General features: G+C 62.6%; 14 protein-coding genes. 9 read left to right on the forward strand and 5 right to left on the reverse strand.

Going from position 1 to position 14,214, the window contains the following annotated elements:
• Positions 1-118: 118 nt before the first annotated feature.
• The 3 genes from PR018_RS07455 (at position 119) to PR018_RS07465 (ending at position 3,013) form a co-directional block, all read left to right on the forward strand.
• Complete coding sequence (locus tag PR018_RS07455; RefSeq protein WP_142822862.1) at positions 119-1,063, forward strand: carbohydrate kinase family protein; 945 nt, start codon at positions 119-121, stop codon at positions 1,061-1,063.
• A 46-nt stretch (positions 1,064-1,109) separates the two neighbouring features.
• Positions 1,110-2,036: a pseudouridine-5'-phosphate glycosidase gene (locus PR018_RS07460; RefSeq protein WP_142822864.1), complete on the forward strand. Its 927-nt coding sequence runs from the start codon at positions 1,110-1,112 to the stop codon at positions 2,034-2,036.
• Positions 2,037-2,116: 80 nt separating this feature from the next.
• Positions 2,117-3,013 carry a DMT family transporter gene (locus PR018_RS07465; protein ID WP_142822866.1) on the forward strand — a complete coding sequence of 299 codons (897 nt, stop codon included), beginning with the start codon at positions 2,117-2,119 and terminating at the stop codon, positions 3,011-3,013.
• A gap of 17 nt (positions 3,014-3,030) precedes the next feature.
• On the opposite strand, the gene cckA is transcribed toward PR018_RS07465, so the two are convergent.
• Positions 3,031-5,637: a cell cycle histidine kinase CckA gene (gene cckA / locus PR018_RS07470; RefSeq protein WP_142822868.1), complete on the reverse strand. Its 2,607-nt coding sequence runs from the start codon at positions 5,635-5,637 to the stop codon at positions 3,031-3,033.
• Positions 5,638-5,970: 333 nt separating this feature from the next.
• Between cckA and PR018_RS07475 the strand changes: the two genes are divergently transcribed.
• Complete coding sequence (locus tag PR018_RS07475) at positions 5,971-7,065, forward strand: flagellar biosynthetic protein FliO (RefSeq protein ID WP_142822870.1); 1,095 nt, start codon at positions 5,971-5,973, stop codon at positions 7,063-7,065.
• 92 nt (positions 7,066-7,157) lie between these two features.
• On the opposite strand, the gene dksA is transcribed toward PR018_RS07475, so the two are convergent.
• The gene (gene dksA / locus PR018_RS07480) at positions 7,158-7,577 is read right to left on the reverse strand and encodes an RNA polymerase-binding protein DksA (RefSeq protein WP_142822871.1); all 420 of its coding nucleotides are present in this window, start codon (positions 7,575-7,577) and stop codon (positions 7,158-7,160) included.
• Between the two features lie 281 nt (positions 7,578-7,858).
• Between dksA and PR018_RS07485 the strand changes: the two genes are divergently transcribed.
• From PR018_RS07485 to PR018_RS07500, 4 genes are all read left to right on the forward strand, one after another.
• Positions 7,859-8,368 (forward strand): SixA phosphatase family protein, encoded by a 510-nt coding sequence (locus tag PR018_RS07485; protein ID WP_142822873.1) that lies wholly within the window; start codon positions 7,859-7,861, stop codon positions 8,366-8,368.
• Positions 8,369-8,447: 79 nt separating this feature from the next.
• Positions 8,448-9,923 (forward strand): YcjX family GTP-binding protein, encoded by a 1,476-nt coding sequence (locus PR018_RS07490; RefSeq protein WP_142822875.1) that lies wholly within the window; start codon positions 8,448-8,450, stop codon positions 9,921-9,923.
• On the forward strand, positions 9,920-10,996 hold the full coding sequence (locus PR018_RS07495) for a YcjF family protein (protein WP_142822876.1): 1,077 nt from the start codon (positions 9,920-9,922) through the stop codon (positions 10,994-10,996). The genes PR018_RS07490 and PR018_RS07495 overlap by 4 nt, the downstream gene beginning before the upstream one ends.
• A 103-nt stretch (positions 10,997-11,099) precedes the next feature.
• Positions 11,100-11,651: a hypothetical protein gene (locus tag PR018_RS07500; RefSeq protein ID WP_111221855.1), complete on the forward strand. Its 552-nt coding sequence runs from the start codon at positions 11,100-11,102 to the stop codon at positions 11,649-11,651.
• A 75-nt stretch (positions 11,652-11,726) separates the two neighbouring features.
• On the opposite strand, the gene folK is transcribed toward PR018_RS07500, so the two are convergent.
• The 3 genes from folK to folP are packed head-to-tail and all read right to left on the reverse strand — an operon-like array spanning position 11,727 to position 13,454.
• The gene (folK, locus tag PR018_RS07505) at positions 11,727-12,245 is read right to left on the reverse strand and encodes a 2-amino-4-hydroxy-6-hydroxymethyldihydropteridine diphosphokinase (RefSeq protein ID WP_224127693.1); all 519 of its coding nucleotides are present in this window, start codon (positions 12,243-12,245) and stop codon (positions 11,727-11,729) included.
• Positions 12,238-12,606, reverse strand: a complete 369-nt coding sequence (folB, locus tag PR018_RS07510) for a dihydroneopterin aldolase (RefSeq protein WP_142822878.1) — start codon at positions 12,604-12,606, stop codon at positions 12,238-12,240. The genes folK and folB overlap by 8 nt, the downstream gene beginning before the upstream one ends.
• Positions 12,603-13,454: a dihydropteroate synthase gene (folP, locus tag PR018_RS07515; RefSeq protein ID WP_224127696.1), complete on the reverse strand. Its 852-nt coding sequence runs from the start codon at positions 13,452-13,454 to the stop codon at positions 12,603-12,605. Before folP ends, folB begins: the two co-directional genes overlap by 4 nt.
• A gap of 110 nt (positions 13,455-13,564) precedes the next feature.
• Between folP and PR018_RS07520 the strand changes: the two genes are divergently transcribed.
• Positions 13,565-14,194 (forward strand): DUF922 domain-containing Zn-dependent protease, encoded by a 630-nt coding sequence (locus PR018_RS07520; RefSeq protein WP_142822880.1) that lies wholly within the window; start codon positions 13,565-13,567, stop codon positions 14,192-14,194.
• Positions 14,195-14,214: the final 20 nt, after the last annotated feature.

A 14,214-nucleotide genomic window follows, 5' to 3' on the forward strand; every position in this document is an offset into this window, starting at 1 on the left:
CCTTTGTTCTATATTTGTTTTCCTTTTTTGCCGCAAAGACTTAGGCGATCCTCAGCAGGCTTTCTGGGGTTTGCAAATGCGGGTCGATTCGGCTCTTTCGAAATGACCGGGGCTGGGTATGTCTAAGCAAATTCTCGTGCTCGGCGGCGCTCACATCGACAGGCGTGGCCGCATCTTCGGAGAGACCGATCCAGGCGCCAGCAATCCGGGCGCTTGGTTCGAGGAACCGGGCGGCGGCGGCTTCAATGCGGCCCGCAATCTCGCCCGGCTTCACCATGACGTGCGGATGATCTCGCCTCGCGGCGGCGATGCTCTTGGCGACATGGTGGCGGCCGCCGCCCGCGAGGCTGGCGTCGACGACCGCCCGTTCGTCTTTCTCGATCGCACGACGCCGAGCTACACGGCGATCATCGAAAAAGACGGAAACCTGGTCATCGCGTTGGCCGATATGGAGCTCTACAAGCTCTTCAGCCCTCGCCGCCTGCTGATCCGCGCCATCCGCGATTCATTCGCATCGGCGGACCTCATTCTCTTCGACGCCAATCTGCCGGCCGAAACACTGGCTGCGATTGCCCGCAAGGCGGTCGATCTCGGCAAGCCGCTGGCAGCCATTGCCATCTCCCCGGCCAAGGTCGTGCGCCTCAAACCCTGCCTTGCCGATATCGACTATCTGTTTCTCAACCAGTCGGAAGCCGCAGCCCTCACCGGCAGCAGGCCGGACGATCCGCTGCAGTGGGTGAGCCAGTTGCAGGCCCTTGGTCTCAAGGGTGGCGTCATCACGCGAGGGCAGCAGCCTCTCGTCGCCTTTGACGGCCGCATCACCCTCACCTTGGAGCCGCCAGCTGTGGACGACGTCGCCGACGTCACTGGCGCCGGCGATTCGCTAGCGGCCGGGGTGCTTTCGGCGCTGATGGACGGTCTCGATCTCGCCGAGGCGGTGCGCCACGGCGCTGCAGCGGCCGCAATCACGGTTCAGTCGCCGTTTGCAACGGCCGCTAATCTGTCGCCGGAGCATCTTCGTCAGGTTCTCGCCCTTGTCGGCGCGCCCAAAATACTGTCATGAAGCCCCATCCCGCCCATCAAACCCGCAAATTCAGGTGGACAAGACCATGACCAAACCATTTTCCGCGCTGTTGCCGATCTCCTATTCAAGCGAAGTTGCCGCTGCCAAGGCACGCGGCGCACCGATCGTCGCGCTCGAATCGACGATCATCACCCATGGCATGCCCTATCCCGGCAACATCGACATGGCCCGCAGCGTCGAGGCGATCATCCGCGAGGAAGGCGCCGTCCCGGCCACCATTGCTGTCATCCACGGAACGTTGCACATCGGTCTTGAACCGGCCGAGCTCGAGAGCCTCGCCCAGACCACGGACGCGATGAAAGTATCGCGCGCCGACCTAGCCTTTGCAATTGCGGAGCGCCGCACCGGGGCAACCACGGTTGCAGCCACGATGATTGCGGCAGCCCGGGCTGGCATCAAGGTGTTTGCCACCGGCGGCATCGGTGGTGTGCATCGCGGCGCCGAGACCAGCTTCGATATCTCGGCCGACCTCGAGGAGCTGGCACGTACCGGCGTCATCGTTGTCTGCGCCGGCGCCAAGGCAATCCTCGATATCCCGAAGACGCTGGAAGTCCTGGAGACCCGTGGTGTTCCCGTCGTCACCTTCGGCAGCCCGGAATTCCCTGCCTTCTGGTCGCGTGCCTCCGGCCTGCCAAGCCCGCTGACGCTGAACAGCCCGGCGGCAATCGCCAATTTCCAGACTATGCGCGAGCAGCTGGGTATCGATGGCGGCATGCTGGTTGCCAATCCCGTGCCGGAGGAAGACCAGATCGAGCGCGAGGAAATGGAGATCTACATCGAGCGCGCGCTCGACAGCGCCGAGCGCGAGGAAGTGGTCGGCAAGGCCGTCACGCCCTACCTGCTCAGCACGATCTTCGACATCACTGGTGGCCGCAGCCTGAAAACCAACATCGCGCTGGTCGAAAACAATGCACGGCTCGCTGCCGAAATCGCCGTCGCTCTGGCGGATTAAGCAGAAACGTCGCGCACCGAAGCTGCCGCGCCGGTCTCCGGCGCGGTTTTTCGTTTCAGGACGCTAGCAGGAAACCTCCCGTGCCAGATATCTTACCTCTAGCCGACGCAGGGCCACGCGACAGCCGCATACCGCTGGCAGCCCTGATACTTGGCGGCGCTGCCATCGGTGGCTCACCGATTTTCGTACGCCTGTCTGAGGTGGGTCCGCTTGCCACGGCGTTCTGGCGTGTGGCGCTGGCGCTCCTGCCGCTACTTCTCGTCTCACTCGCCAGCCGCCGGAAGTCCGCTGTTCAACCGCGTAACCTGTCGGAATGCTTGATGCTGGTCCTGCCGGGGCTGTTCCTCGCCACGGATCTCGTCACCTGGCACCTCTCCATCCACATGACATCCGTTGCCAATGCGACGCTGCTTGCCAATCTGGCGCCGATTTTCGTCGCAGCCATCGGCTGGCTGTTCCTCGGCGCCCGGATCACCACACTTTTCCTGCTCGGGCTGGCAACGGCGCTGGTCGGCATCGTCACCCTGAAGGGCGGCCTTTCCGGTCTTGCCAACGGCGATCTCAGGGGAGATGGCCTGGCAACAGTCGCAGCGCTGTTCTACGCCGGATATATTCTGGTGATCGGCAGGCTCAGAACCCGGTTCGACACGCTGCAGATCATGGTCTGGAGCACGGCCGCCGCAACCATCTGTCTTTTCCCGGTGGCCCTCATGATCGAGGGCGTCATGCTGCCACCAAGCCTGTTCGGCTGGCTCATGCTGATCGGGCTGGCCTTCATCAGCCATGCCGGCGGCCAGGTGGCGATCACCTATGCGCTCGCCTACCTGCCGGCCGCATTCTCATCGCTGACGTTGTTGCTGCAGCCGGTGGTCGCCGCCTTACTGGCCTGGGCGCTGCTGAGTGAGAGCATCGGCCCGCTGCAGGCCATCGGTGGCGCCATCGTGCTGGCCGGCATCCTGATCGCCCGACGCGGCTGAACCGTCACGCTTGCCGATCAGCTGTCCAGCATCTCGCGAACGGCGACAGCCAGTTGTTTCAGCGAAAACGGCTTCGGCAGGAAGCCGAACTTCGAATCCGCCGGCAGGTTGCGCGCAAACGCATCCTCGGCATAGCCCGAGACGAAGATGAACTTCATATCCGGATAGATCTTGCGCAATTCGCGCAGCAGCGTCGGCCCATCCATTTCCGGCATCACCACGTCGGAGACGACGACATCGACCTTGCCTTCGAGTTCCTCGAGAATTTCCAGCGCCTCGACGCCGGACCCAGCCTCATGCACGGTGTAGCCGCGCGTTTCCAGCATCCTCTTGCCGCCGCGCCGCACGGCCTCCTCGTCCTCGACCAGAAGCACGACAGCCGATTTGCCGGTGAGGTCTGCCTGCTCGACGTCTGCAAGTGCGGCGCCCTCGCCCATCGGTGGCGCATGCGGCGCTTCCTGCGGGCTTTCGCCGGGCAACAGGATATCCATCACGTGACGCGGCAGGAAAACGCGGAAAGTGGTGCCCCTTCCCACCTCGGAATCGGGCTGGATGTAACCGCCCGACTGCTTGACGATGCCGTAGACCATGGCGAGCCCGAGACCCGTGCCCTTGCCGACATCCTTGGTGGTGAAGAACGGCTCGAAGATCTTGTCCATGATTTCAGGCGCGATGCCAGTGCCGTTATCGGTGACTTCCACCAGCACCATGTCTTCGTTCGGCAGATAGGCAGAGTTGAAGGCCGCCATGTCGTCCGCTGCGACATTGCGGGTGCGCAGCAGCAGCGTACCGCCGTCCGGCATTGCATCGCGGGCGTTGACGCAGAGGTTGATCAGCACCTGCTCGAATTGCGAAAGATCCGTTTTCACCGGCCAGAGATCGCGCCCGTAATCGACCTCCAGCTTGACGCGGGTGCCCGAGAGCAGCCGCTCGACGAGCATCCGGAGATCGCCGATGACATCGGTCAGGTTGATGATCGTCGGGCGCATCGTCTGCTTGCGCGAGAAGGCCAGCAACTGGCGCACGAGCACGGCCGCGCGGTTGGCGTTGCGCTTGATCTCCATCAGGTCGGCAAAGCTTGCGTCGGCCGGCCGCGCCTGCAGCAGCAGATGGTCGGACGACAGCAGGATCGCGGTCAGCACATTGTTGAAGTCATGGGCGATGCCGCCGGCAAGCGTACCCACGGCATTCATCTTCTGCGTCTGCGCCATTTGCGCCTCGAGCGCCTTCTGCTCCGTCACCTCGACGGCGTAGACGATGGCAGCCTCTTCCGGCGCCTCGTCGCTCTGCTCGATGACCGCATTGATGTAGAAGCGGAAATGCCGTGTCTCATCCTTCGGGTTGCGGGAATCGATCGACGGAATATCGCCCTGCCTGTCCTTGGCAGCGGCAAATGCCTGCGCCAGCAGCGGCCGCTCGCTTTCGCTGAAGATCGTCTCCAGCGTCGCGCCGCGCTCGATATCGTCGCGCGAAACCACGTTGGAAAACAACTTCAGGAACGGTGCGTTGGTGCGAAGGATACGCCCTGTCCCGTCGACGGAAGCAATCGCCATCGGCGTATTGTTGAAAAAGCGGGTGAAGCGCATCGCCGCAACCGAGGCCGACTGGTCGTCGTCATCATCCTTCTGGCGGCCGAGAACGATCGTCCGGCTTTCGCCGGGGGCACCGTCACGCATGGAGGTGACGCTGTGCACCAGACGGGCCGGCAGGCTCTGGCCGTTGCCCTTGCGCAGGTCGAGATCGAGGGTAACGGTCTTCTTCAAGCCGGGCTCTGCTTGCACGGACTGGATCAGGGCGAGCCCCTCGCCGGCCACGAGGTCGCCGACGGTGATCGATCCCGGCGTAAACTTTGTAAGATCGAGACCCAGCCATTCCGCCAGCGTCGCATTGAGATAGAAGATCTCGCCCTTTCGTCCGGCCGAGAAGAAACCGGCCGGTGCATGGTCGAGATAATCGATGGCGTTCTGCAATTCCTTGAAGAAACGCTCCTGGTCGTCGCGCTCCGAGGTGATGTCGGTAATCTGCCATATGTGCAACGGCTTGCCGCGCCCCTGGCCCGGTGGCAGCAGGCGGGCTTTTAGGCGGTACCAATGCGCGCCGGAGCCGCTGGAGCCGACGGGACCGAGCGGCTTCATCAGCCGGAATTCCTCGCTGCCTTCCTTGCCTTCGCGCAACTCGTTCGACAGGCGGTAAAGAGCCTGGTTGGATTCGCGGTTGCGCGACAGCAACGTGTCGAGCGACTGGACCTCGGTGGTCTTGCTGGCGCCGGTCAGCTTGCCATAGGCGAGATTGGCGTAGACGATACGGCCCTTGTCGTCGGTGATCAGCGTGCCGTCGGGCTGGCTGTCCAGGAACGAGCGCGCAAGACTGTCGGACTGGGTCTGCGGCATCACCTCGACGAAACCGATGATCGACGAAACCAGGAAGAAGATCCCGACCATGGCGAGGATTCCGAGCGCGCCGAGCACGATCTCGTTGTCGAGCTCGTTCTTGAACACGACGAATGCCGCCGCCGCTGCGATCAGCACCAGCGCCAGAAGAATGATCCGAAGCACGATACCGGAACGAACCCCGCGATCGACCAGCGGCACGCTATACTCGTCGGACTGACGCAGCTTGGTCATGAACCCCTCGTTGGCCCGCGCCGCATTCCGTCAATGTGTTGACGGATTTGGAATCAGGACTTTGACCTTCTTAGCAAGTTGCGGCATCGGCAAAAAGCGGCCCTTGGTGGAGAAAGGCTTGAATTCACAAGGAACTGCGCCAGCTTTCTTCAGAATATCGTTCAGAATGCGGGCATCGACGGTATTTTGGGTGCCGGCATCACAGAATGGCCAATGACATCTTGTTTAGGCAGGGATCCTGTCCCAATGATTGCCGCCTGACACAAGCCTAATCTTGCGGCTTCAGGGCCGCACGCCAGATGACGTAAACGTTGAAATCGGAGTATCGAAACTATGCTGGACGAGATCGCTGGAACCTATGGCAGCCGCCTGTTCGTCGCCGCCGGCGGCGTAGCGGTGGCCCTTCTCGTGCTGGTCGCCATCTTGTGGCTGGTGCGCAACCGGGCGCCCTCGCCATTCGTGCGCGGCGGCAAGGGTCGCCAGCAGCGGCTGCAGGTTTTGGATGCCGCAGCCATCGACGCAAGACGCCGGATCGTCCTCATCCGCCGCGACGGCGTCGAGCATCTCGTCATGATCGGCGGCCCCACCGATATCGTCATCGAAAGCGGCATCGGCGATACATCGAGGATTGCGGCGCCCGCCCAGCCCATCGCCAGCGCCCCGCCCGTCCAAACAATCACGGCTCCGGACCCGGCCCCACGGCAACTCGAAGCCTCGACGGAACCGTCGCCTATCGTCGGTCGGCGCCGGGAGCCCGCTGCTCTCTCATCCCCGCCACCCGCACCGCCGGTCACAACGACCGAGATCGAACGACCGGCTCCCGCAGTGTCGTCGCCGATGGCAGCGCCGGAGCCGAGGCAGCAGTTCGCGCCGCCAGCGCCAGCGCCTGCACCGGAAGTCGAAGCCGCCTCTGTGGCTCCGAGAGACGAGCGCCCGCTTGCGGCTGCAGCCCCCGTCCAGGCACCGCCTGTGGAACCGGTTGTCTTCGAACGACAGGCGGAGTTGGACGCCGCCGATATTCTCGATGCCGCCCGCAGCCGTGTCCTGCCCACGGAACACTCAAGGGACAACAGGCAGGCACCTGCGCGCGAGGCAGAACCTCCCGCCCCAGCGCCGATGCTCGCGCAGGATGCTTACAGCGAATCCTACGAGGTCCCGGCACCTGCGGTCGCGCAACCCAAAAAACTCGGCAGCGATTTCGAAAGCGTCCTCGAAGCGGAAATGACCAACAACCTGACGGCAGAGCGCATCGTCCAGCCGATAGCACCGCCGCCCGCCGTCCGCCCCGAGCCGACGCCACGTCCAGAGCCCGTTCCGCCGCAGCAGCGCCGCGATCCCGACATGGCGCCGATCACCGGCGGTGACGCTGCCCTGCAGAAGGAAGTTGCCCGCATCTTCGGGGAAATGAGCGTCAACCGCGAGAAATAAAGCGTGGGCCTGACGACGACCCGATGCTGAAAAAACAAAAGGCACGACCGTTGCGGGTCGTGCCTTCTTAACAGATTTGGATCGCTTGATCCCTATTCGTCGCGGTAGACTTTTTCGCGACGCTCATGGCGTTCCTGCGCTTCGATGGACAGGGTGGCAATCGGGCGGGCGTCGAGGCGCTTGAGGCCGATCGGCTCGCCGGTTTCCTCGCAGTAACCGTAGGTTCCGTCGTCGATGCGAGAAAGGGCTGCATCGATCTTGGAAATCAGCTTGCGCTGGCGGTCCCTTGCACGAAGCTCGATGGCCCGGTCCGTTTCGGATGAAGCACGGTCTGCGAGATCGGGGTGATTGGCGCTTTCCTCAGCGAGATGCTCAAGCGTTTCACGCGCTTCTCTCAGGATATCGGTTTTCCAGACAACCAACTTGGACCGGAAATAAGCCTTCTGCCGTACATTCATGAACTCCTCGTCTTCCGAGGGAACGTAGCTGCTAAGATCGATCTTCTCACTCAACGCGATTCTCCTGAAGAACATCTCATATGGCGCGGGGTATACAGCAAGCGACCGTGCCGGTTCAAGCCTAATACAGCCGCTGATCGGATTTTTAAATCTGTCATAAAAAACGGCTAAAGGTCTAATTTTTCATCATTTATTTTGGCGAAGCTTTTGAGCCGAAGCTATAAGGCTTCTGTGGACCAAGCTTTGTTTTCGCCGTTGCTTGGGATGTCGCGGTTGACGGATGGGCGTCGCGAACGCAAGGTCGATCGATAAACTTCACGATGGAACTGACCCCCATGACCCGTATTTTGCCGCCACCGTCCCGCATCTACCTGCTGCGACACGCCGAGGCAGCGCAGGCGCAGCCGGGCGAGCGCGACTTTGACCGGGCGCTGAATGACAACGGTTTTGCGCAGGCAGAAATCGTCGCCGGCAAGGCTGCGGACAAGGGCTACAGGCCGGATCTGGTGGTTGCTTCGACCGCGTTGCGCTGCCGCCAGACCACGGATGCCTTCAAGCGCGCCATCGGCGCCACCACCGAGGTCCAGTATGTGGACGGGCTCTATGACGCCTCGCAGGAGACCTATCTGGACATCCTGTCGGCCCAGGCCGGCGGCGACTCGATCATGCTGGTCGGCCACAATCCGATAATCTCGCAGGTACTGGAGGCCCTGATCGGCCATGAGGCGATGCAGAAATCCCTGCCCGGCGGCTTTCCGACAGCGGGATTCGCAGTCCTCGACGCCATCCAGGGTCCAGACGGATCGACGGCGACCTGGATTCTCAGCGATTTCATTCGCGAATAGACGGCGAGCGGCAGGAGGCTGCTTCTTTTCACGGCAGCGCTCCCTATATTGCGATTGACTTCAATGCAGGGATGCCGCTTTGCCGCCGAGCCTCACTTCCTTCACCGACGACGCGCTGATTGCCTTTGACAATATCGCCGACCGGGCTGCCAATCTCGTCAATCCGACCATTCGCCTCGGCGTGACGGGCCTGTCGCGCGCGGGCAAGACGGTTTTCATTTCCTCGCTCGTCCATAACCTCCTGAACGGAGGCCGCCTGCCGCTGTTCGAGGCCATGCAGTCCGGGCGCATCTCGGCCGTGCGCCTCGAGCAGCAGCCCGACGATGCGGTCCCTCGCTTCCAGTACGAAGACCACATCCGGGCGCTGGTGAAGGACCGCATCTGGCCGGACTCGACGCGTGCCATTTCCGAATTGCGGATTACCCTGGAATACCAGAGTGCCAGCGGCTGGAACCGGATTTTCTCCCCCGGTCGTCTGTCGATCGATATCGTCGATTACCCCGGCGAGTGGCTGCTCGATCTGCCGCTGCTTGCCAAGGACTACCAAACCTTCAGCGACGAGACGCTGGCTTTGGCGCAAACCGGCGTCCGCGCCGAATTGTCCCGGGAGTGGCTGGCACTCTCCGCCTCCACGGATGCGGCGTCTCCAGCCGACGAAATGCGCGCCCGCGACCTGGCCCAGGCGTTCACCGCCTACCTTCGCGCCTGCAAATCGGATGAGCGCTCGCTCTCTACCTTGCCACCCGGACGTTTCCTACTCCCAGGCGATCTCGACGGATCGCCGGCGTTGACCTTTGCACCTTTGCCGACACCTGCGCCCGGCAAGGCTGGAAAGGGCTCATTGTGGGCGATGATGGAGCGGCGTTACGAGGCCTACAAGTCTGTGGTCGTCAAGCCGTTCTTCCGCGAACACTTCGCCCGGCTCGACCGGCAGATCGTCCTTGTCGATGCCCTGCAGGCCATCAATCGCGGCCCCGAGGCGATCCAGGACCTCGAGCGGGCGCTGGCCGACGTGCTGGCCTGTTTCCGCCCCGGCACGAACAGCTTCCTCTCCTCCTTTGTCGGCCGTCGCATCGACCGGGTGCTGGTTGCCGCCACCAAGGCCGACCATCTTCACCATGAGAGCCACGACCGGCTGGAGGCCCTCACCCGCCGTCTCGTCGAGAGGGCAACCCAGCAGATCGGCATGACCGGTGCCGGCATCGACGTCATGGCGCTGGCCTCGATCCGGGCCACCCGCGAGGCGACGGTGACGCGCGACGGACAGGTGCTCCCGGTGATCGTCGGAACGCCCATTGCCGGCGAGACGATCAATGGCGACGTCTTCGATGGTGTCCGCAATACCGCCGTCTTCCCCGGCGACCTGCCGCTCGATCCGCAGCAACTGTTCGCGCTTCCCGGCACCGAGAGCCATCCCGGTCCGCTGCCGGATGTCAACGTCGTGCGCTTCCGGCCGCCGCTGCTCGACCGTTCGCCGACCGGCGTGGTTCTCTCGGTGCCGCACATCCGGCTCGACCGCGCCATGCAGTTCCTGTTCGGAGACCGCCTCGCATGACCCCACAGATCGAAAACGATCCGCCGCATTCCTCACGCAGTCCGGCAGCCTTCTCGATGGAGCCGGAACAGCCGCAGGCCGATGCCCGTCAGGCAATGCCCGCCCGCCGTCCGCAAAGCTTCGATGCAGATGTTATCCTGACCCCTGACGAGGAGGATCCCTTCCTAAATCCGTCGTCGTCTCTCGAGGGTACGCTGCCGAGCCTCAAGCCCCGCCGGCGCTTTTCCTTTGCCAAGGTGGCGCTCAGTGCGTTCGGCATCCTCCTTTCGCTCGCCTTCGGACTGTGGACGGATGAGCTGATCCGCAATCTCTTCACCCGCGCCGACTGGCTGGGCTACACGGCGTTGACCGTGCTTGGCATCGGCATCCTCGCGGTGATCGGAATGGTCGTCCGCGAAATCGCCGGCATGATGCGGCTGGCAACGGTACACGCCATCCGCGCCGACGCGGAGGCTGCCGCGCTGGAGGCAAAGCCGGCGCGAGCGCGGGCGCTGGTGGATCGGCTGTCGACGCTGTTTGCCACCAAGCCTGCGACAGCCAGGGGCCGCGCCGCACTAAAGGCGACGGAAGGCGATATCATCGATACGCCGGGCCTGATTTCGCTTGCGGAGCGCGAACTGCTGGGTCCGCTGGACCGCGACGCACGGGCGCTGATCCTTACCGCCTCCAAGCGCGTCTCGGTCGTCACCGCCGTCAGCCCGCGTGCGATCGTCGACCTGCTCTACGTGCTTTTCGAATCCACCCGCATGGTGCGCGCTATGGCCGACCTCTATGGCGGCCGTCCGGGAACACTGGGCATGCTTAAACTGATGCGCGATGTCGTTGCCCATCTGGCTGTCACCGGCTCCATTGCCGTCGGCGACGGCCTCGTCCAGCAGATCGTCGGCCATGGACTGGCCTCGAAACTGTCGGCCCGGCTCGGTGAAGGTGTTGTCAACGGGCTGATGACGGCCCGCATCGGTATTGCCGCGATGGATCTCTGCCGTCCTCTGCCATTCAGGGCGCTCAAGCGCCCGGGCATTGGCGACTTCATCGGCGACCTCTCGCCCGGCGCGGCCAAAAGACAGCCCTGACAGGCCATTCTTTAAGGCCCGCACCCCAAAAGAAACCAGCCGTTAACCATTCTGAGGCAAAGTCGGAGCTTAGTTTCCGGTACACCTTTGCCAAGGAAAGCCCATGTTTTCGCGTAAGTTTATTGTTGTATGCGGCCTCGCCGTCATGGCCCTCTCCGTCGTCGACTGGGCGCAATCGGCCAATGCCTCGTCCCGCGACAAGGCTTTCTTCCAGTCGGTGTCCGGCGCATGGCGCGGTCCGGGCGAGATTGTTGCCGGCAAATACAAGGGCACCAAATTCACCTGCAATCTGATCGGCACGCCAAGCCAGGGATCCGCGACAGGCGTCAAGCTCGACGGTACCTGCCGCGTCGGCGTCTTCCAGCAGCCGATGTCTGCCGAGATCACACAGAGCGGCAGCACCTATAACGGCAAGTTCCTGGACGGCGCCGCCGGCAAGGGCCTCGACGTAACTTCGGGGTCCGTCAACGACAACACAGTCGTCGTCGGCCTCAACCGCCAGAAACTGAACGGTGCCATGATCGCCCGCCTGCAGGACGACAAGTCGATGAACGTGACGATTTCGGTCAAGGTCGACGAGCAGATGGTCCCAGTCATCGGCCTCAGCCTGAAGCGCGAGGCTGTCGACACCATGACCGTCGGCGCCATCAAATAATCGTTGTCATACGTTGAGTTTTTAAAAGGCCGGGAGTTTTCAAAAGGCCGGGCTGTTGCTCGGCCTTTTTGCTGGCTAGCTGCGTTGCCACCAGCCGCTATCTGCATCCGCTACTTCGATGCCGCCGATGTCGGCGTTTGCAAGCCACGCCGTAACGGTGTTTCCAGCCACCACCAGATCTGCTGCAATATCCGCTAGCGGCATCAGCACGAACCCGCGCTCGGTCATGCGGGCGTGCGGGATTTGCAGCTTTGCGGTATCGAGCATGACAGCCCCGTAGGTGAGGATATCGATGTCGATCGTCCGGGGTCCCCAGCGCTCGATCCGCTCCCGCTTCATGCCGCGCTCGATATCGAGACAGACGTCGAGCAAAGTCTCTGGTGGAAGCGAGGTCCTGATCGCTGCGCAGGCGTTGAAAAAGAACGCCTGATCCGTCTTCCCCCAAGGCGGCGTGCGGTAGAGTTTCGACACCGCGACGATGCTGCAATCGGCGCGCTGGTCGAGGGCCTGCAGGGCCGTGGCCATCGCCCGGACCGGATCGGCAATATTGCCGCCAAGACCGAGCATTGCTGTGGAGAAATCAGTCTCAGGCAAAGTGCTCGATGCTCACTTGAACGTAGTCGAGAACGCCCGGGACAGGTGCGTTCGGCTTGCGGACGGTCACCCTGACGCGCTTGATCTGCGGAAACTTTTCGCACAGGCCCTTGGCCACGTCGAGCGCCAGCGCCTCGATCAGGTAGCGACGCTTGCCGGTGACGATTTCCTCGATGACGGTGAAGGCGACGCCGTAGTTGACGGTGCCGTCGATCGAATCCGTCACCAGCGCCTCGCCGGCGGCAACGTCGAGTTCGGCGTCGACGAAGAACCGTTGCCCGAGAAACTCCTCCTCGTCGTGTACGCCGTGGCGGGCAAAGAATGCACAGTTCTGCAGGGTGATGGTGTAGATACCGCTCATGATGTTTTTATTCCTGATTTCGCCTGCATCTCCAGCATAGCATTGACGACGGCAAGTGCGTCCCTGTTGATTGCGACATTATGCACGCGGAAAATCGCTGCGCCCTGCATTCTGAGCAGCACCGTTGTCGCAGCTGTCCCCGCATCCCGCTCCTCGGCCTCCCGTCCGGTCAACTGGCCGATGAAGCGCTTTCGCGATGTGCCTGCGAGGAGCGGAAGGTCGAACCGCTTCAACTCGGCAAACCGCAGCATGAGTTCCAGGTTTTCATCGCCGTCCTTGGCAAAACCGAAGCCGGGATCGAGCACGATCCTGCCGCGATCGACCCCGGCAGCATCGGCAATTGCCAGCGATTGCTCGAGAAACACCCTCTGATCATCGATAACATCCGCCAACTTCTGGCGTTCGCGACCGGTGTGCATGATGCAGAGGCCGGCACCGCTCTCGGCGGCAAGTGCTGCAATGTCCGGTTCGCGCTGCAGCCCGAATACGTCGTTGACGATGTGGGCACCGGCGGCAACTGCCAGCCGCGCCGTCTCTGCCCTGTAAGTATCGACGGAGATCAGCGCCTCGGTGTTGCCGCGCAGGGCTTCGATCACCGGCAGCACCCGAGCTTGTTCTTCGGCCGCGCTGACGGGTTCGGCGCCCGGCCTCGTCGATTCGCCGCCGATATCGACGATGTCAGCACCCTCGGCGACACAGGCAAGCGCATGGGAGACTGCCGCATCGACGGACTGGAAACGGCCGCCGTCTGAAAAGGAGTCCGGTGTGATGTTGACGATCGCCATGATCGCGCTGCGGCTGAGATCAAGACGACGACCATGGCCCACATGCCAGATATTATCGCGCATCGCTATCACGAACGTCCGCTCCGTTGAAATTGAAAAAAACCGTCGCCCGATGTTGCGCTCGCAGTGGCTATGCCGCAAGCTTCCGTGAAGTTCAACTGGTCCGATCACGAATGCCGACTGCATCGCGCTTTGCTTGCCTCCCACTCGCCGTTTTGCTGTCATGCGGCGTCTTGCGGAGCGCAGAAGCGGAAGTCGTCGCGCATAAATCATTCTCTTATTTCGATATCAGCGGCGACACTGCCGACGAACTCGACGAGGCGCTCAATGCCGGCGGCCCAGCGGCGATGGGCGCCAGCAGCCGCCATCCCGGTGCAACGCGCATCCGCTTCGGTGGCCAGGCGACTTATGTTGAGAGCGGCGACCGGTGCCATATCGGCGGCGCCCGGGTCACGGTTGACATCGTCGTCATCCTGCCGCGCTGGCGGGATCGCCGTCACGCGCAGCCCCGTCTTTCCGCTGTCTGGGACAGGCTATCGGCCGACATCAAACGCCACGAGGAGCGTCATGCCGAGATTGCGAGATTGCATGCGCGCAGCCTGGAGAAGGCCATCCTCTCGCTGCCAGCAGAGCGGACCTGCGATCTGCTGCAAGACAAGGTCAGCGGCGAATCAGTGCGCAATACCGTCCTGCACGATCAGGACCAGGCGCGGTTCGACCGTGTCGAGGCTACAAACTTCCAGATCCGCATGCAGCGCCTCGCGCAACGACGACACAGCGAAAAATCGGAAAAGATAGATTAAAAGCATATATTTAGAGAATC

Origin of the sequence: Rhizobium rhododendri (assembly GCF_007000325.2) — a bacterium.
In the GTDB taxonomy this organism is placed as follows: domain Bacteria; phylum Pseudomonadota; class Alphaproteobacteria; order Rhizobiales; family Rhizobiaceae; genus Rhizobium; species Rhizobium rhododendri.